Annotated in this window: 12 protein-coding genes; 5 read left to right on the top strand and 7 right to left on the bottom strand. The window is 73.0% G+C overall.

The features are described 5' to 3' along the window. Window positions 1–221: 221 nt before the first annotated feature. The 4 genes from ABTZ03_RS30225 to ABTZ03_RS30210 form a co-directional block, all read right to left on the bottom strand. On the bottom strand, window positions 222–1,583 hold the full coding sequence (locus tag ABTZ03_RS30225; protein ID WP_350516290.1) for a serine hydrolase domain-containing protein: 1,362 nt from the start codon (window positions 1,581–1,583) through the stop codon (window positions 222–224). 128 nt (window positions 1,584–1,711) lie between these two features. Beyond that, window positions 1,712–2,125 carry a hypothetical protein gene (locus ABTZ03_RS30220; RefSeq protein WP_350516289.1) on the bottom strand — a complete coding sequence of 138 codons (414 nt, stop codon included), beginning with the start codon at window positions 2,123–2,125 and terminating at the stop codon, window positions 1,712–1,714. Window positions 2,126–2,188: 63 nt separating this feature from the next. Further along, entirely contained in the window at window positions 2,189–4,951 is a 2,763-nt protein-coding gene (locus ABTZ03_RS30215; protein WP_350516288.1) for an FtsX-like permease family protein, read from the bottom strand. A gap of 2 nt (window positions 4,952–4,953) precedes the next feature. Further along, window positions 4,954–5,763, bottom strand: a complete 810-nt coding sequence (locus tag ABTZ03_RS30210) for an ABC transporter ATP-binding protein (RefSeq protein WP_502894636.1) — start codon at window positions 5,761–5,763, stop codon at window positions 4,954–4,956. Window positions 5,764–6,137: 374 nt separating this feature from the next. On the opposite strand from ABTZ03_RS30210, the gene ABTZ03_RS30205 reads away from it, so the two are divergent. Continuing rightward, a complete protein-coding gene (locus tag ABTZ03_RS30205) occupies window positions 6,138–7,277 on the top strand; it encodes a sensor histidine kinase (RefSeq protein WP_350516322.1) in 1,140 nt (379 codons plus the stop codon). Then, window positions 7,265–7,927: a LuxR C-terminal-related transcriptional regulator gene (locus ABTZ03_RS30200; RefSeq protein WP_350516287.1), complete on the top strand. Its 663-nt coding sequence runs from the start codon at window positions 7,265–7,267 to the stop codon at window positions 7,925–7,927. The genes ABTZ03_RS30205 and ABTZ03_RS30200 overlap by 13 nt, the downstream gene beginning before the upstream one ends. A 144-nt stretch (window positions 7,928–8,071) precedes the next feature. Here the strand turns inward: ABTZ03_RS30200 and ABTZ03_RS30195 are convergent, their stop codons facing one another. Together ABTZ03_RS30195 and ABTZ03_RS30190 are read right to left on the bottom strand one after the other, a co-directional pair. Further along, window positions 8,072–8,512 carry a DUF8711 family protein gene (locus tag ABTZ03_RS30195; RefSeq protein ID WP_350516286.1) on the bottom strand — a complete coding sequence of 147 codons (441 nt, stop codon included), beginning with the start codon at window positions 8,510–8,512 and terminating at the stop codon, window positions 8,072–8,074. Between the two features lie 51 nt (window positions 8,513–8,563). Next, window positions 8,564–8,770 (bottom strand): hypothetical protein, encoded by a 207-nt coding sequence (locus tag ABTZ03_RS30190; RefSeq protein ID WP_350516285.1) that lies wholly within the window; start codon window positions 8,768–8,770, stop codon window positions 8,564–8,566. A 270-nt stretch (window positions 8,771–9,040) separates the two neighbouring features. Between ABTZ03_RS30190 and ABTZ03_RS30185 the strand changes: the two genes are divergently transcribed. Next, window positions 9,041–10,354, top strand: a complete 1,314-nt coding sequence (locus ABTZ03_RS30185) for an MFS transporter (RefSeq protein ID WP_350516284.1) — start codon at window positions 9,041–9,043, stop codon at window positions 10,352–10,354. Between the two features lie 75 nt (window positions 10,355–10,429). Beyond that, window positions 10,430–11,188, top strand: a complete 759-nt coding sequence (locus tag ABTZ03_RS30180; RefSeq protein ID WP_350516283.1) for a thioesterase II family protein — start codon at window positions 10,430–10,432, stop codon at window positions 11,186–11,188. On the opposite strand, the gene ABTZ03_RS30175 is transcribed toward ABTZ03_RS30180, so the two are convergent. Further along, window positions 11,151–11,795 carry an ATP-binding cassette domain-containing protein gene (locus ABTZ03_RS30175; protein ID WP_350516282.1) on the bottom strand — a complete coding sequence of 215 codons (645 nt, stop codon included), beginning with the start codon at window positions 11,793–11,795 and terminating at the stop codon, window positions 11,151–11,153. The two genes, ABTZ03_RS30180 and ABTZ03_RS30175, sit on opposite strands and share 38 nt — an antisense overlap. A 585-nt stretch (window positions 11,796–12,380) precedes the next feature. Here ABTZ03_RS30175 and ABTZ03_RS30170 point away from each other — a divergent pair. Then, a partial coding sequence (locus ABTZ03_RS30170; protein WP_350516281.1) for a non-ribosomal peptide synthetase occupies window positions 12,381–18,958 on the top strand: 6,578 nt, incomplete at its 3' end.

Raw genomic sequence — 18,958 nt, 5'->3', positions numbered from 1 at the left:
GGTGAGCGGATTCGGCCAGGGGGCTGTAGTCGAGGTCGAGCATGCCGTCCTGGGGGAGGTTGGGCCGGGTGATGGCGCCGGGGACCTCGTTGAATGCCTTGCGTTCCTGCTCGCGGCGCCGGACAGAGATGCGGTTTCCAACGCGGCACCCCTGTCCCGACCGCGGGGGCGGTTGTTTCGCGCTTGGGGTCTTCAGTGCGGTCCGGCCCGCGCCGGTCCGTTCACGTGACGGGGGCGGCGCGGGTGAGGGTGCGACCGTTGTACTGCAGGACTACGGGGGAGTGCGGGCTGCGCAGGAAGCGGCCGACGAAGGGGGTGCTGTGACCTGGGGGCAGGGCGGAAAAGGTGAGGTCCGCGCGCGGGGTGGCGGGGTAGGCGGCGCCGCCCGGGAGGGCGAGGATGAGGTCGCCGGCGTCCAGGCGCGCGGTGATGCCGAGTTCCCCGTTGCGGTACTCGCCGAGGCAGGGGGTGAAGTCCTCGACCGGTGCCTCGGGCGGGAGTTGGGGGCGGTGGACGCCGACGGGCAGGCCCGCGTCGGCGAGTTCGCGCAGGACGGCGTCCCACAGCTGCTGGCCGGTGGTGGAGTTGGTGGTGAGCGCTACCACGGTGCCGGACGCGGAATCCAGACGCAGGTGGCAGGTGGTGCCGTCGTGGGTGCCGTCGTGGCCCCACCAGGCGGTGCCGGGCGTACCGAAGCGGCCGAGGCCCAGGCCCCAGCCGTCGGCGAGGCCGAACGGTTCGGCGCCGTCGACCGGGGTGGTCATCTCCTGCAGGACCTGCGGGTCGCAGAGGTCCGGCCCGTTCCCGAGGGCCAGCCGGGCCAGTGCGACCAGGTCGGTCGCGGTGCCGGCCAGGCCGCCGGCCGCGAGCGAGTCGGAGTCCGTGGTGCACGCGATGGCTGAGACGGTGCGGGCCTCGTGGCCGGTGGCCGGGGGCCGGATGTGGTGGCCGTGGACGGTCAGGGCCGGGGCGGTGCGCGGGCGCGGGCCCGGAAGAAAGCCGGCCCGGGTGTCGAGGGGGCTGAGCAGGTAGGTGTCGAGGGTCTCCGGCCAGCTCAGGCCGGTGGCATCGGCCACCAGCTGGGAGAGCAGGTGGTAGCCGACGTTGGAGTAGGAGAACGTGCCCGGGGCGGGCCAGGCGGTCCGGGCCGGGGGCGGCACGGCGGCGAGCAGGGCCCGTAGGCGGCGGGCCGGCGGATCGCCACCCGCATCGTGCGACTCGTGGTCGGACGGCAGGCCGGCGGTGTGGCTGAGCAGTTGCCGTACGGTCGCGTCCAGGGCCGGGTCGGCGCCGCCCACCCAGCGGCGGATCGGGTCATCCAGGGTCAGCAGGCCGTCGGAGACCAGCTGGAGCGCGCAGACGGCAGTGAAGGTCTTGGAGGTGGACCCGTACGCGAAGGCCGAACCGGAGTGGACCTCGGAGCCGCCGTCGACCTCGCGGCCGAACTCCCGGGTGTGCAGCGAACCGTGCGCGTGCACCGCGAGCTGGGCGCCCACCACCGCGCAGTCCCGGGCGAGTTGGCCGAAGCGCTCCAGCGCGGTGGCGAGCGTTGCTCTCGATGGTGCCGCCGATGTGCCGTCCACCTCAGGTCCCTTCCCGTCGAACGCTGCTCAAGGGAGAGTCTTCAAGGCCGGGCACGGCTACGGCAGATGGTTAAGTCGTGGCTGAAACATCCACGCTGGAGGGCCGGCTGACGCGGGCGGCCGCGCGGTCAGGCGCGCCTGGGGGGCAGCACCGCCACGGCGATCAGCAGCAGCAGGACACCGCCGTAGGCGTTCCACAGGCCGGTGTGCAGGTCGGTGATGTCGAAGGAGACCGGCGCCACCTCAAGGGCCTTCTGGACCGTCCACAGCACGCAGGTGGCCAGGGCGAGCAGCCCGGCCAGGAGCATCACCAGCCGAGAGCGCACCAGCAGGGCGAGGGCCGCGATCGCCGCGCCGGCGGCCAGCGGGATCATCATGGACGTGCCGGTCGTGGCGGTGCGGTCGGGGGAGAAGCCCTGGAAGAGGTCTGCGATCGGTACCGACCGAGGATCGCTCTTCTCGTACCAGGGCTGGAAGGCGCTGAGGACCAGCGCGGCCGCTCCGGCCAGGGCCAGCAGACTTGCTACGGCGACGCGACGCATCGGGTGGAGTTCCTCGTTTCTTTCTCTGCCTACTACTGCCTGCCCCTGCTGCCGGAACGGGTGTCACACGCGCCGTAGTTCGGCCGGATGCCGCCTACGCCGGAAGGAGCGGCCCGGCAGTAGGTAGCCGGCCAGCGTGGTGACTACGACGGTCGAGACGATCAACAGCACCTGCATTCCCGGCAGATAGGGCAGTGAACCGGCAAGTGACCAACTGAAGGCGGCCAAGGGAATGAGGGCCGCCAGGGCGCCGATCACCAGGCCGACCGTCATGACGATCAACGCCTCCACCTGGAGCATGCCACGGACCTGCCGCCGGCCGGCGCCGACCAGTCGCAGAAGGGCGAGTTCCGGCCGCCGTCCGGTGACGATCAGGGTCAGGGTGCTCAGCACCGCGATCACGGTGAAGCTGCCGATCGCGGTCACGGCGACCGTGGTGATCACCTGGCCGACGCCGCGGTCCTCCTCGCGCAGGTGCTCGGGGGACGGCTGGTCGGTCACTGTGGCACCGGGCGCTGCGCCGGCCAACTCCCGCTCCACGGCGGCCCGCACGGCCCGGTGGTCGGAGCCCGGGGCGACCGCCAGCAGCGCCCGCCCGTTCGCCGGGGCGGCGGTGTGCGCGGCCAGTTCGTCGTGGGCGAAGAGGAACTCGCCGAGCGCCAGCTGCCGCTCGTAGAGCGCGACCACGCGCAGCGGCACGGCCGCGCCGTCGCCGTAGCGGATCGTCACTGTGGAGCCGACCGACAGGCTCAGATCGCGGGCGCGCTCGGTGCCGACCGCGACCGTGCCGCGGCCGAGCATGCCGAGGTCACCGGCGGTCACCTTGGGGTCGAGGGTGGCGGGCAGGGCCTGCGGGGTGATGCCGAGCACCGGGAACCGGTCGAGCTTGGGATCGCCGACCTCGCGGTGCGCCAGCACGACGGTGCTGTACAGCACGCCGGTGGCCGCGCTCACGCCGTTCGTCCGGGCGAGCCGCTGCACCACCTCCTCGGGGATGCCCGCGCCACCGGCGGTGACCGACAGGTCGGCCCGCATGGCGCTGCCGGCCTGCCGGCCGCCCTCGCGGTCCAGCGTGGCGCCGGCCGAGAGCTGGACCCCGACGAAGGCCACCACCAGCACGATCGGGGTGATCGCCGCGCCCAGGCGCCGGGAGTTCGCCCGGGTGGCGGCGTCGGCGAGGTAGCCGCCGGCCCCACCGAGGCGGCGAACCGTGCCGCCGACGAGATGGATCGCGAGCCGGGCGATCCACGGGCCGAGCAGCGCGCACGCGATGACCAGGGCCATCGCGGCCGAACTGGCGGCCGCGGCGGCGGTCTCGCCGCGCTGCAGCGAGGCCGTGCCAGCCGCGCTGACCCCGGTGAAGAGCAGGATGACGCCGGTGATCGTGCGTCCTTTGCCGGGCTGCTCGGGCTCGGTCTGGGCCTCGCCCATCGCTGCGGCCGGCTTCAGCTTGGCCGTCCGCCCGCAGGCGAGCGCGGCCGCGACCCGGGCCACCAGCAGGGTCAGCGCCCCGGTGAGGACCACCGAGGCCAGCATCATCGGCGGGATGGACAGGTCGAGGCCGACGGGGATCGCGCCGCGCCGTTCCAGCATGGCGACGAGTTCCAGGTAGACGGGGACGGCGCCGGCCGCGCCCAGCAGGGCGGCGGTGACGGCGACCATCGCGGCCTCGTGCCCCACGGTGACCCGCAACTGGCGGGGGGTCGCCCCGACTGCCCGGAGCAGCGCGAACTCCCGGGCCCGCTGGTGGACGGCCTGCGCCACGGTGCTGGAGACCACCAACACGGCGATCATGGTGACCACCACGCAGACCGTGGCCAGCAGCATCAGCAGCCCGATCCGGCTGGGCGCGGCTTGGAGGAACTCCGCGTTCCCGCGGGCGTTGCCGGTCAGCACCCGCAGGGCCGAGGAGTCCTGCGGCGCCCGCTCGCCGACGGCGTCGCGGACCGCGGTGCCGCCGTCCAGGGCGGCGCGCAGCGCCGGGTAGAGGGTGTGGACGGTTGTGCCGTCCTCCGCGAGGACGCCGATCGCGTCCACCTGGCCGGGGTGGCCCGCCAGGTCGCGGGCCTTCTGGTCGCTGAGGAAGACCGTGCCCTGGTGGGCCAGGCCGGTGCCGTCGCCACCGCCCTGGGGTGCGGCGATGCCCGCCACCCGGTAGCGCACGGGCAGGCCGACCGGCGACTGGAGGCCGACCTCGTCGCCGACCTTGGCCCCGGCACGGGCGGCCAGGGCGCCGTCCAGGACCACTTCCTGCGGGCCGTTCGGTTGGTGGCCCGAGCGCAGCGTGAAGGGAGCCAACGCGGCGGTGGCCCAGCCGTGCGCGTAGACGGGGGAGACCCCGGACTCCGAGTCCGGCCCCGGGACGGCGGTGGTGCCGTCGGCCGCGGTCAGGGTGATCGGGACAACGCTGTCCGGGATCGCCGCCGCGACGCCGGGGACGGCGGAGAGCCGGGCGACGGCCGACTCCGGGACGCGCACCCGCTCGGTGAGCGCGGCCGTGACGGACTTCGGCTTGCTGGCGAACGGGGTGGCCTCGTAGGTGGTGGTCTGATTGCCGCCGACGACCGCGACGGTCGCCGCGTAGCGCTCCACCCGGGCGTGCCCGGCGAAGGCGGACAGCGTGGCCAGGGCGAACGAGCCGAGCAGCAGGGAGGTCAGCAGCAGCGCGGCGAAGACCGCGCTCCACGCCTTGAGGTGCATCCGGACCGCGCGGACGGCCAGGAAGTGCGCCGTGCGGGCGGTCGCCTGGCCCTCGCCGCGGCTCGGGCCGTACGGGCTCCGCAGGGCCCGGGCCGCGGCGCGGGGGACGGTGCGGGTCGCGGACATGGTCAGCAGCCCCCGAGCTCGGCCATGACCTGGACGACGTCGGCGGTCTGCGGCCGGACCATGTTGGTGACGATCCGTCCCTTCGCCAGGAAGACCGCCTCGTCGGCCCAGCTCGCGGCGACCGGGTCGTGGGTGACCATCACCACGGTGTGCCCGGTGTCGTCCACGGCCCGGCGCAGCAGCGTGAAGACGTCGTTGGCGGTGGAGGGGTCGAGTGCCCCGGTCGGCTCGTCGGCGAAGATCACCGCCGGGTCGGTGACCAGGGCGCGGGCGATGGCGACCCGCTGCTGCTGGCCGCCGGACAGGTGCAGCGGGGAGTCGTCCGCGCGGTCTGCCAGCCCGACCGACTCCAGGACGCGCATCGCCCGCTCCACGGCCTGCGGGCTGTCCGGCCGCTCGCCGCCCAGCAGCAGCGGCAGCGTGACGTTCTCCCGCACGGTCAGCGACGGCACCAGGTTGAGCGACTGGAACACGAAGCCGATCCGGTCCCGGCGCAGCCGGGTCAGCGCCGCCTCGCTCAGCGAGCCGAGGTCGGTGTTCCCGATCCGCACGGTGCCGGAGGTCGGCCGGTCCAGGCCGGCGGCGCACTGCAGGAAGGTCGTCTTGCCGGACCCGGAGCGGCCCATCACGGCGACGAACCGCCCCTGGGGGATCTCCAGGCTCACGTCGTCCAGGGCGTTCACCGGCTGGCCGCCGCGAAGGTAACGACGGGTCACCGACCGCATGGTCAGGGCGACCGGGCCGATCGGGTGGCCCTGCTCCTGCTCGACGGCTGAATCCGCCGCGTCCGTCCGTCCGATGCGCTGCCTGATCACCGGTGAACCCTCCCGGGCGTGCTTCCTGGCCGGCCCGGCCGACACTGCGGTGGGCCGGCGTGGCCGCGGGTCACCCGCGGCCACGCAACTGACCCTAGGGTTTCCGCCGAGGGCGCCGCGATGACCCTTCCACCCGTCTCGGGGTTCAGCCAGCACACCCATGTGCTGGGGTGACAGAGACACCGCACGGTGCGCTTCCGGTTCGTTACGGTGGGACGCGACGCCGTGGTGCGGCGGTCGCCGCAGTGCAACGCCGACCCCAGGAGGCCCTACCGGTGCCAGAGTTCGAGCCTCAGCCGGACACCGAGGAGGACACGTCGAGACTCGGCGCGGCCGTCCGCGACGCCCGGGACGCCAGCGCCTTCCTGTACATGGGCCTGCCGATGGCAGTGGTCTGCTTCTTCGGCTGCTTCGTCGTCCCGGCCTCGCTGTTCTTCACCGTGTTCCTGATCGGCGCCCCCGCCTGGCCGGAGGTGGTGCGGGCGCTGCGCCGCCTGGCGGGGCACGAACGGGTACGCGCGGGCGCCTTCCTGGGCACCACGGTGCCGGAGCAGTACCTGCCGCTGGACGGCTCGCTCTCGGACCGGTTCCGGCTGGCGATGACCGACCCCGGCACCTGGCGCGACGCCCTGTGGTTGCCGGTGCAGACCCTGAGCGTGATGCTGCTCAGCCTGCTGACCCTGCTGCTGTGGCTGGTCGGCCTGCCGCTGGACGGCGTACGACTGGGCGTCGCCGACGCGGTGGCCCGGCGCCGAGGCGTCCCGTCGCGGGCCGAGCCGCTGGTGCTCAACCTGCAGAGGTTCCTGGCGGAGCGTCAGGCGAGCTGGACGGTGAACCTGTTGCGCCCGTCCGAGTCGTCCCGGCTGGCCGAGCGGGTGGCGGAGCTGTCGGAGAGCCGGGCCGGCGCCGTCGAGGCGCACAGCGCCGAACTGCGTCGCATCGAACGGGACCTCCACGACGGCGTCCAGGCGCAGCTGGTCGCCCTGTCGCTGCGGATCGGGCTGGCCAAGCAGCAGTTGGCGAAGGACCCGGAGGCGACCAGAGCGCGGCTGGACGAGGCGCAGGAGGGCATCGAGCGGGTCCTGGCCGACCTGCGCCACGTCGTACGGACGGTCTACCCGCCGGTGCTGACGGACCGTGGACTCGCCGGTGCCGTCCGGGCGTTGGCAGCCGGCTCGTCGATTCCGGTGGACCTGCAGGTGAGCGTGGTCGAGAGCGGCCACCGGCTGCCCGCGTCGGTGGAGGCGGCGGCCTACTTCGTGATCGCCGAGGGGCTGACCAACATCAGGAAGCACAGCCGGGCGACCAAGTCCTCGGTACGCTTCCAGCGCAGCGACGGACAGCTGACCATCACGGTCACCGACGACGGACGCGGGGGTGCCGACGAACACGCCGGCTCCGGTCTGGTCGGCATCCGCCGCCGGGTGGCCGCGCTGGACGGTACGGCGACCCTCACCAGCCCTGTCGGAGGGCCTACGGAGCTGAAAGTGGAGCTGCCATGCGGATCGTGATCGCGGAGGACAACGCCCTGCTACGGGAGGGGATGGTCCTGCTGCTCAGCAGCAACGGCCACTCGGTGGAGGCGTCGGTCGGCGCGGGACCGGAGATTCTGCCCGCGCTGCGCAACCACCGGCCCGACCTGGCGGTCCTCGACGTCCGGCTGCCGCCGTCATTCCGGGACGAGGGGCTGCGGGCGGCGCTCGCCGCCCGGCGCGAACTGCCGGACCTGCCGGTCCTGGTGCTCTCCCAGTACGTTGAGGAGACGTACGCGGCCGAGCTGCTGGCGCACGGGGCTAAGGGGGTGGGCTACCTGCTGAAGGACCGGGTGGGGCGGGTGGACCAGTTCCTGGAGGCGCTGGAGACGGTCGCCGGCGGCGGTACCGTGCTCGACCCGGAGGTGGTCACCCAACTGCTCAGCCGGCAGGTCGCGGCCAGGCCGATGCGCAATCTGAGTCCGCGCGAGCAGGAGGTGCTGGAGCTGATGGCGCAGGGCAAGGCCAACAACGCGATCTCGGAACAACTGGTGATCACCGAGCGGGCGGTGAGCAAGCACATCCGGAACATCTTCGACAAGTTCAACCTGCCGCCGGAGGGCGGCAGTGTGCACCGCCGGGTGCTGGCTGTGCTGACCTATCTGGGGCACGACATCCAGGAGTCCTAGCAGGAATCGGCGTTTGTCGCGGGCCCGGAAACGGAAAGCACCGGGTGCCCGGGGCGGGGGGCCCCGGGCACCCGGTGAGGGAGGTCGGAGTGAGCAGGCGGGGGTCCCGCCACCCGCGGCCTCCGGTCCATGGGTGGCGGTGCGTCAGCCCGCCATGTCACCGGCGCTGGTGCAGGTGGAGCGCAGCGACTCAAGCCGCTTGTTCTGGCCCGTGACATACACGGAGACGCTGCCGGGGTCGCGGTCCTTGAGCTTGGTGCTGCGCAGCTCGTTGGCGGTGTCGCTGGCGGCCTTCTTCAGGTTGTCGTCCTTGGCCTTCTTCGCCAGCTCGTCGATCTTGTCCGCGCGGTCGTTGACGTCCTTGACCGCGGCGTCGGCGTCCACGGGGTGCGGGTTGAACAGCGCCAGGTCGGTGATCTTCAGGCACATGTCGGCCCGATCGAGCACCTGCTGGGGCGAGTTGCAGGCGGCGAGGCCGAAGACGGCCCCGATCGCGATGGTGGCGGCGACCGCCCGCAGGCCCAGGCTCCGCTGGTAGGCGCGGGCGGTCCGCCGGGCCGGGTCGGCCGGGATCGGTGTGGTCATGGTCGGGTGCTCCTGGTCGCAGGACGGGACGGCCGGGTCACGGTCAAGGGGTCACTCACCGTTGCTCGCCTTGCGCCAGCGGGCGACGCCCCAGACCAGGGCGATCGCGTCCAGGACGAACCCGCCGATCATGACGGTGGTGTGGGTGCTGCCCGTCACGCCGTGGGAGACCACGGAGGTGAGCATGGCACCGATGAAGAACAGCACCAGCGGAAGGACCACCCAGCCCGATCCGGGCTTTCCGGCAGAACCGGCCATGAGAAGACTCCTCGAAACCCTTGTGAGACGCGGCCTCAACCGCGCCGCTGTACGTTTCCAAGTCTGTCCGCCCGGAGCGTTCCGGTAAGTACACCGCACACCCGAAGGGGGGTGTTGCCTGCACTACTCTTTCGAGTTCCGGGCGGCGCCGGCGCGATCCGATCGGACGTTCGACCAGCGTTGTTCCGTCCTCGCTTAAAGATCTCCCGGTTGCGGTGGGCCGGTGGCAGCATGCGCAGGTCGGAACAGGGCGGGCGGAGGGATCTCAGGGTGCCGGACGTCGAACAGTCGCAGATTCCAAGGCCATTGGCGCGCAACCGCAACTACAACGTGGTGCTGATCAGTCAGCTGTTCTCCGAAATCGGTGGCCAGGTATCGCTGTTCGCGATCCCGCTGGTAGTGCTCGCGCTGACCGGATCCGCCGTCACCGCGGGCGCGGCCGGCACCGTGAACGCGATGGCCCGGCTGCTGGTGCTGATCCCGGCCGGCGCGCTGGTGGACCGGTGGAACCGCAAGCGGGTGCTGATCGCCTGTGAGCTGGTGCGCATCCCCGCCCTCGCCGCGCTCGTGCTGGCGCTGTGGCGGGGGGACGAGGGCCTGGGCCCGGTGTTCCTGGTGGCCGCCGTGGACGGCGCGGCGGCGGCGCTGTTCACCCCGGCGGAGGAGGCGTTGCTGCCCCAGCTCGTCCACCCGAGCCAGCTGCCGGAGGCGGTCTCGCGCAACGCGGCCCGCAGCTACCTGGCGACGCTGGTCGGCCCGGGGCTCGGCGGTCTGCTGCTGGCCGCGCACGAGTGGCTGCCGTTCGCCGTCAACGCGGTCACCTTCGCCGCCTCCTTCGTGCTGCTGCTGTTCCTGCGGCTGCCGGCCGCCGTCGCGGCCCCCGCCCGGCAGGGCGGCTCGCTGGCCGGGGACCTCAAGGTCGGCGTGCGCTTCATCCGGGAGCGCCCGGTGCTGCGCAGCGCCCTGCTGGTGGCGGTGGCGGTGAGCATCGCGTTCAACGCGCTCTACCTGCTGGTGGTGACCCTCGCGAAGCGGTCGGGGGTGCCGGCCGACGAGATCGGCGTGATCGGGGCCATGACGGGCGTCGGAGGCCTGCTCGGCGCCGTGGTGGCGCCGGTGCTGCAGCGGCTCATCGCGCCGCGGGTCGCGATCTCCGGCCTCGGCCTGGTCGGCGCCGCGGTCACCCCGCTGCTCGCGCTCGGCACCAGCGCCTACCTCTTCGGAGCCGTGCTCGCGGCGATCGCCTTCTGCGCGCCGACCGTGCACGCCACCGTGGTGGTGTACCAGATGAGAGTCACCCCGGACGGCCTGCGCGGCCGGGTCGGGGCGGCGATGGCGCTCACCGGCGGCGTCGCGGGGGTGGCCGGCCCGCTGTTCGGCGGCGTGCTCGCCGATACGGCCGGGCGCGGGACGGCGGTCGCGGTCTTCGTCGGCCTCCTGCTGCTCGCCGCGGTGGCAGCCGGCCTCAGCCGTACGCTGCGGGCGTTTCCGGATGTCCGCAGCGCCCTGCCCGCTGCCGGTTCCACCCCCGAACCCACCAGGTCGGCCGAACCCGCCGAGAACATCGGCGACCCCGTGCCCTGACCGTGTCCGCTCCGCCTCCTGCCCCCGGAGGCCCCGGGTGGCGTCCCCTTCGGAAAGCTCCGGAAAGGCAGTCCTGTGGAACCCACCAAGTCCCGTAGCCCGCGCTGGGTGGTCACCCGGCCCCAGCGCCCGGCGGCCAGGGTGCGGCTGTTCTGCTTCCCGTACGCGGGTGGCGGCACCAGCGTGTTCCGGTCCTGGCACGAGTTCCTGGACCCGTCCGTCGAGGTGTGCCCGGTGCTGCTGCCCGGCCGGGAGGAGCGGATCAGCGAGCCGCCGGTGACCGTGATGGCGGACCTGGTGGTGCGGCTGGCCGAGCACCTGGAGCCGTGGACGGACAAGCCGTTCGCCTTCTTCGGGCACAGCATGGGCGGTCAGATCGCCTTCGCGCTGACCCGGCTGCTGGCCGAGCGCGGGGCGCGGACACCGACCTGGCTGTTCCTGGGCGGCTGCGTGCCGCAGCGCACCGCGATGCGCCGGCACCTGCTGCCGGACGCCGAACTGACCGAGGAGATCCGGCAGATGAACGGGATGCCGACCGCGGTGCTGAACGCCCCGGAGATCCTCGCGCTGCTGTTGCCGGTCCTGCGGGCCGATTTCGCGCTCACCGAGACGTACCTGACCGAACCGGGCGTCACCGTGCCCGTCCCGATGACGACCTTCGCCGGGGTGGACGACGCGGAGGCGCGGCCCGCCGACATGAAGGAGTGGGCCCGGCACTGCGCGGGCCCGAGCGAATCCCTGGAACTGCCCGGCGACCACTTCTTCCTCAACGAGCCCGGGGCGCTGCTCGATCTGGTCAATCGCAGGCTGCGGACTGTTGCCGCTCGATCCTGAGCAGGCACTCGGCGAGCTCGGCCGGGTCGGCGCCGGCCACCGCGTCGACGACCTGCCCGCGGTGGAGGAAGACCGTGGCGCTGGCGAGCGCGGCGGCGACCGGGTCTCGTACGGCCATCACGGTCGCGACGTCGAACCGCGCGCTCGCGCGCCGCAGGACGGTGGCCCGGGCGCGTTCGGCGCCGGATCGGGCGTCCGGGCCGGGCTCGTCGGCCAGCAGCAGTCGCGGGGCCCGGGCCAGCGCCCGGGCGACCGCCAGGCGTTGGCGGCTGGAGGCGGACAGCTCCCGGACCGGCCGCTCCGGGCTGCGGCCCAGCAGGGTCGCCCGGAGGACCCGGTCCAGGTCGACCCGGCCGACCGGGCCCGCCGACCGGACGGACTCGGCCACCGAGCCGGCCGGGTGGTCCGGCTGCCGCTCGTCCAGGGACGGTTCCTCCAGGAGCAGTTCGACGGGGACCGGCTGGGCCGGGTCCGGCCCCGGGGCCCACCTCGTCGAACCGGACGTCGGAGGGACGAGCCCGGCCAGGCAGCGCAGCAGCGTGGTCTTTCCGGCGCCTGCCGGGCCCATCACGGCCAGAAAGCAACCGGAGCGGATTCCGAGGTTCACGTCTTTCAGCGCGAAACGCGGCCCAGCGGCACTCGGGAGTGCGACGGAAACCGCGTTGAGCGAGGCCACCACCTCGCCGGGCCGGGCCGGCGGTGGAACGGTTCGATATCGCCGCATTGACGCCCCTGTGACTGCCTGTGGGTGTGTGACTTCCCACCCCGTTTGACCGATGGTCCGCACCATACCGAGACATGGTGGCGACGCACTATGCCGTCCGCAGGATGGATTCGGGTTCAGCTGGCACTCCCCCCGGGGGTGGGGTGCGGTAGATGCCCACGTGGAGTGGTGGCTGACTCCCTGTGGTACCGCCTCCGGAGTGGGTGTTTGCGACAGGGCTAAAACTCCTGTTCGAGCAAATTCCGACGTTGAAGAATGTTTCCCGAGGCATCGCTGTGCAGTCGGGGTGGCGGGCCGGACCGACGCGTTCCGATACGTCGTCGGCCCCGGGGGCAATTCGGATCGAACCCGGGGAAGAACATCGGGCCGCATCGACGGAAACACGCTCCGGCCGGGGCGGATGACGAGCCGTGCGCTCGACGGTCACAGGCGTTCACGAACAATTCCTCAGCGATTTGGGATACCGGCATGAAGTCTGGCATGTACTCGTCGTTCAACCGGTCGGCCGTCGCCGGCACCACGCTCCACGGGCTGTTCGAGGCACAGGCCGCCCGCCGGCCGGGCCACCCCGCGGTGGAGCAGGCCGGCGTCAGCCTCTCCTACGGTGAGGTCGACCGGCGGGCCAACCTGCTGGCCCGCCGACTGGTGGCCGAGGGAGTGCGGCCCGAGAGCAGGGTCGGCGTCTTCGTCGAACGCGGCCCGCACCTGATCACCGGACTGCTCGCCGTCCTCAAGGCCGGCGGCGCCTACGTCCCGCTCGACCCCAAGTACCCGGCCGAGCGCCTCGCCTTCATGGTCGCCGACTCCGACATCAACCTCGTCCTCACCGGGGACCCCGGCGAACACGTTTTCGGCGCCACCGCCCGGACCCTGCGGATCGACCGGCCCGACCAGGACGGCCCGGACACCGCCCCCGACGTGCCGGTGCTGCTGGACAACACCGCGTACGTCATCTACACCTCGGGCTCCACCGGCACCCCCAAGGGCGTGGCCGTCACCCACCGCGGCGTCGAGGCCCTCGGCGCCGCCCACGTCGACGCCCTCGCCATCGACCAGGACAGCCGCGTCCTCCAACTGGTCTCGCCCAACTTCGACGTCGCCATCGCCGACCTCGTCCAGACCTGGTACGCCGGGGCCACCCTGATCCTGCCCTCCGCCGACACCCAGACCGTCGGCGAGGGCATCGCCGAACTCCTGTCCACCACCTCCGTCACCCACGCGATGATCCCGCCGTCGGTGCTCGCCACCATCCCCCCGGTGGAACTGCCCGACCTGCGCAGCCTCGCCACCGGCGGCGAGCCCTGCCCGCCCGACCTGGTCGCCCGCTGGGCCCGCAACCGGCGCATGTTCAACGCCTACGGCCCCACCGAGGCCACCGTCACCACCACCGTCAACGGCCCCCTGCCCCCCGAACTCGGCGAGGTCCCCGGCATCGGCCGTGCCGTGCCCGGCGTCCGGGTCATGGTGCTCGACGACAGCCTGCGCCCCGTGCCCGAGGGCGGCGTCGGCGAACTGTGCATCGCCGGCGACGCACTGGCCCGCGGCTACGTCAACCGGGCCTCGCTCACCGCCGAGCGCTTCGTCGCCGACCCCAACGCCGACGACGGCTCCCGGATGTACCGCACCGGCGACCGGGTACGCCGACTCGGCGGCGAGCAGTACGAGTTCGTCGGCCGCACCGACCACCAGGTGAAGATCCGCGGACTGCGCGTCGAACTCGGCGAGATCGAGGCCGCCCTCAGCGAGTACGAGGGCGTGCTCCAGTGCGTCGTCGTCGCCCAGGGCGCCGAGCCGCGCCGCCTCGTCGCCCATGTCGTCCCCCGCCTGCCCGAGGCCGTCCCCTCCGCCGCCGAACTGCGCGACCACCTCGCCGGACGACTCCCCGCCCACATGGTGCCCACCGCCTTCGGCTTCCTGGACAGCTTCCCCCTCACCCCCAACGGCAAGGTCGACCGCGCCGCCCTGCCCGCACCCGGCCACACCGCCGGACCCGCCCACACCCCGCCGCGCACCGAACTGGAGCGCCGCCTCGCCGAGATCTGGACCGAGGTCCTCGGCGTCGAGCGGATCGGCGCCGACGACGACTTCTTCGCCCGCGGCGGAGACTCCATCGCCGGCCTGCGGATGGCCTTCCAGGTGGAACGCCGCCTCGGCCACCGCCCCGCCCCCGCTGACCTGTTCGACCACTCCACCCTGGCCCGGTACGCCGCCCGCCTGGAGCACCTGGAACAGCGCCCCGCCCAGACCGCCGCCGAACCGATCCCCGCCCTGGAGCGCGGCCGGCCACTGGGACTCTCCCCGGCGCAGCGCCGGCTGTGGTTCCTCGACCAGCACGAACCCGGCGGCTCCGCCTACAACTGCGCCACCGGACTGCACCTCACCGGCCACCTCGACCACCCGGCGCTGCAGCGCGCCCTGGCCGCCCTCGTCGCCCGCCACGAGCCGCTGCGCACCGCCTTCACCGACGTCGACGGCGCACCCGTCCAGGTGATCGGCAAACCCGCCGCCCTGCCACTGCCGGTGGCCGAACCGGCCGTCCTCGCCGGCCCCGCCCGGGACGCCGCCGTCCAGGAACTGCTGCGGGCCGAGGTGTCCGCCCCCTTCGACCTGCGCTCCGGACGCCCCCTGCGGGCACTCCTGGTGCGCACCGCGCCCCAGGACCACCTGCTGGTCCTCACCGCGCACCACATCGTCGCCGACGCCTGGTCGATGGACGTCATCGCCCACGACCTCGGCCTGCTCTACCGCGCGGCACTGACCACCACCGACCCGGACACCACCGCCGAGACACTGACCCGCCAGGCCGGGCTCGAACCCCTCGCCCTCCAGCACGCCGACGTCGCCGACTGGCAGCAGAACCAGGCGGACAACCCCCGCATCGCCGGCCAACTCGCCTACTGGCAGCGGAAACTCGACGGCGTCACCGCCCTCGAACTGCCCACCGACAGGCCCCGCCCGGCCCTGCGCAGCTCCGCCGGCGCCCGCCACCTGTTCACCCTCGCACCGAACACCGTCGAACGGCTCACCGCCCTCGGCCGCGAACACGGCACCACCCTGTTCACCACCCTCGCCGCCGGCACCCAACTCCTGCTCTCCCGCTGGTCCGGACGCCGCGACATCGCGCTCGGCACCGTGGACACCGGCCGCGACCGCCTCGAACTCGCCGAACTGGTCGGCTTCTTCGTCAACACCCTGGTGCTGCGCGCGGACGTCGACGAGACCCTCAGCTTCGCCGACTTCGTCGACCGCACCCGCTCCGACATCCTGGACGCACTGGCCAACGACGACGTGCCCTTCGACCGCGTGGTCGACGCAGTGGTGGCCGAACGTGACCCCAGCCGCCCCCCGCTGGTCCAGGCCATGCTCGTGCTGCAGAACGCCCCGGTCCGCCTGCCCGAACTGCCCGGACTCACCGTCACCGAGACCGTACTGCCACGCGAGGCCGCACTCTTCGACGTCACCCTGGAGTTCTGGCAGAACCTCGACGGCGGCCTCACCGGCTCCCTGGAGTACAGCACCGACCTCTTCGACGAGCACACCGCGATGCGCCTCGCCGACCAGCTCGGCGTCCTGCTCACCGGCCTCGCCGCCCGGCCGCAGCGCCCGATGGCCGAGGCACCGCTGCTCACCGGCGCCGAGACCGAGCGCCTCCTGCACACCTGGAACGACACCGCGCGCAGTGCCACCGCGGGCACGCTGCCCGAGCTGTTCGCCGCCCAGGTGGCACGCACCCCCGAGGCCGTCGCCCTGCGCGCCGAAGGCGTCCGCCTGGACTACGCCGGACTGGACAGGTGCTCCAACCGGCTCGCCCACCATCTGATCGCCCTCGGCGTCAAGCCCGGCGATCGGATCGGCATCCACCTGGAACGCGGCGCCGAACTGATCACCGCCGTGCTCGCCGTGGTCAAGGCCGGCGCCGTCTACGTGCCGCTCGACCCGTCCTACCCGCACAGCCGGCTGGACTTCATGGTCGAGGATGCCGGCCTCTCCCTGCTGCTCACCGACGAGGCCGCCGCCGCCCGCTGGACCCCGGACGGGCCGGGGCTGGTCCTCCTCGACCGGGACCGCGCGGCCGTCATGGCCTGCCCGGCCGAGTGCCCGCAGGTGGCGCTCACCCCGGGCAGCGCCGCGTACGTCGTCTACACCTCCGGCTCGACCGGCCGCCCCAAGGGCGTCGAGGCCACGCACCGCGGCGTCGAGCGGGTCGTCCGGGACAACGGCTACCTCGAACTCGGCGGCCAGGACGTGGTCGCGCAGCTGGCCTCGGTCTCCTTCGACGCGGCCACCTTCGAGATCTGGGGCGCGCTGCTGAACGGTGCCACCCTGGCCGTCCCCGCGCCCGGCGTGCTGGACACCCGCGAGCTGGGTGCCTTCGTGGCCGAGTACGGGGTGACGACGCTCTGGCTGACCGCCGGCCTGTTCCACGAGGTCGTCGACTCCGGCATCGAGGCGCTCGGCGGGGTGCGCCGGCTGCTCGCCGGCGGCGACACGCTGTCGCCGCGGCACTGCCGGGCTGTACTGGAGCGCTTCCCCTCGCTCACCCTGCTGAACGGCTACGGGCCCACCGAGACCACCACCTTCGCCGCGGTCTGCCGGATCACCCCGGCCCACCTCGACGGCGACACGGTGCCGATCGGTCGGCCGACCGGCGACACCCGGGTGTACGTGCTGGACGGCTGGCTGCGGCCGGTGCCGCCTGGTGTGGTGGGTGAGCTGTACGTCGCCGGCGCGGGGCTCGCGCAGGGCTACGTGGGTCGGCCGGGTTTGACGGCGGAGCGGTTCGTCGCGGACCCGTTCGGTTCGGGTGGTCGGTTGTACCGCACCGGTGACGCGGTGCGCTGGACGGCCGGTGGTGAGCTGGAGTTCGTCGGCCGGGTCGACGACCAGGTGAAGGTGCGCGGCCACCGGGTGGAGCTCGGTGAGGTGGAGTCGGTGCTGGCGTCGGCTCCGGGGGTGTCGCAGGCCGTGGTCGTGGCACCGGTCGGTCCGACGGGCGGTCGCCGGCTGGTTGCCTACGTGGTGGCCGAAGGGATCGGCGGGTTGCGGGAGTTCATGGCCGGGGTGTTGCCGGACTACCTGGTGCCGTCGGTGTTCGTGGCGCTGGAGGCGTTGCCGTTGACGCCGAACGGGAAGGTGGACCGGCGGGCTCTGCCGGAGCCCGAAGTGGTCGGTTCCGGTGAGGAGTTCACCGCGCCGGTGGGCGCGGTGGAGGAGGTGCTGGCCGGGGTCTGGTCGCAGGTGCTGGGTGTCGGGCGGGTCGGGGTCGAGGACAATTTCTTCGACCTGGGCGGCGACTCGATCCTCAGCATCCAGGTCGTCGCCCGCGCCCGCAAGGCCGGACTCACCCTCACCTCGCGGGACATCTTCCAGCACCAGACGGTCGCCTCGCTCGCCGCCGCCCTCGGCGGCCCCGCGGCCTCCGCCGCCCCCGTCCGGGACCAGCCGCCTGTGGAGGGCCCCGTGGTGCTCACCCCCATCCAGCGGTGGTTCTTCCGCACCCACCGCACGGCCCCGCAGCACTTCAACATGGCCGTCCAGCTGGAACTCGCCCAGGCCGTCGACCACACCGCGCTCACCCGGGCGGTGGCGGCCCTGGTCGCCCACCACGACGGCCTGCGGCTGCGCTTCGAGCGCACCGGTGCGGGCTGGCGCCAGCGCAACCTCGCCGAGGACCGGCCCGTACCGGTCGAGCACCACGACCTGTCCGCGCTCGCCGAGGACGAGCGGCAGAGCGCACTCGACACCATCACCGACGAGATGCAGCACGGCTTCGACCTCGCCGACGGCCCGCTGATCCGCTTCGCCCTGATCGATCTCGGTGCGGGTGGGGTGCGGTTGGTGGTGGTGGCGCACCACCTGGTGGTGGACGGGGTGTCGTGGCGGGTGCTGCTGGAGGATCTGGCGGTGGCGTACGGGCAGGTGGTGTCCGGTGTCGCGGTGGATCTGGGCGTGAAGTCGGCGTCGTTCCAGGAGTGGGCGTATCGGCTGCGGGAGTTGGTGGAGTCGGGTGGTTTCGACTCCGAGTTGGCGTACTGGTCCGGTGTGGGCCAGGGGGTTGAGCCGGGTTTGCCGGTGGAGGGTGTGGCGGCGCGGCCCGGTGGTTTGCGGGTGGTGTCGGGCGGGTTGTCGGTGGAGGCGACGCGGGCGTTGTTGCAGCGGGTGCCGGGGGTGTACCGGACCCGTGTGAACGAGGTGCTGTTGGCGGTGCTGGCCCGGGTGCTGGGGGAGTGGACCGGTCGGGACCGGGTGCTGGTGGATGTCGAGGGCCACGGCCGTGAGGAGTTGTTCGCGGGCGTGGACGTCTCGCGGACGGTGGGCTGGTTCACCTCGGTGTTCCCGCTGGAACTGCCGGCCGGCGGTGACTGGGACGTGCTGGTCAAGGCGGTCAAGGAGCGGATCCGTACGGTGCCGGGCCGCGGGGTCGGCCACGGTGCCCTGCGCTACCTCGGCGATCAGGATTCCGCGGCCGGGGAACTGGGCGCGATCCGCCCGCAGGTGAGCTTCAACTACCTCGGCCAGTTCGACGGCCTGACCGGAGACGGCGACTTCTACCGGGCCATGCTGCCCAGCCCCGCCGGCGAGCACAGCCCGCTGGACCCCCGCTCCCACGTCCTGGACGTGGTGGGCCGGGTGGTGGAGGGCCGGTTGTTGGTGGAGTGGGGCTGGCAGGAGGGTGTGTTCTCGGCTGCGGTGGTCGAGGGGTTGTCGGCGGGTTTCGTTGCCGCGTTGGAGGAGTTCGTGGCGCACTGCGAGGTGCCGGGGGTGGGTGGGTCGACGCCGTCGGACTTCCCGTTGTCGGGGCTGGACCAGGCGGGTGTGGACCTGGTGGTCGGAGACGGCCGGGGGGTGGAGGAGGTGCTGCCGTTGTCGCCGATGCAGAGCGGCATGCTGTTCCACTCGCTGGTGGAGGCCGATTCTCCCGCGTATTTCGAGCAGTTGATGTTCACCGCCGATGGTGTGTCGGACGTGGGTGGGTTCGCCGCGTCGTGGCAGCGGGTGGTGGACGAGGTGCAGGCGCTGCGGGTGGGTGTCGTGTGGGAGGGCGT

The sequence above is a fragment of the Kitasatospora sp. NPDC096077 genome (genome assembly GCF_040303245.1).
GTDB lineage: Bacteria > Actinomycetota > Actinomycetes > Streptomycetales > Streptomycetaceae > Kitasatospora.
This window is presented reverse-complemented; position numbering and strand designations above follow the sequence as displayed.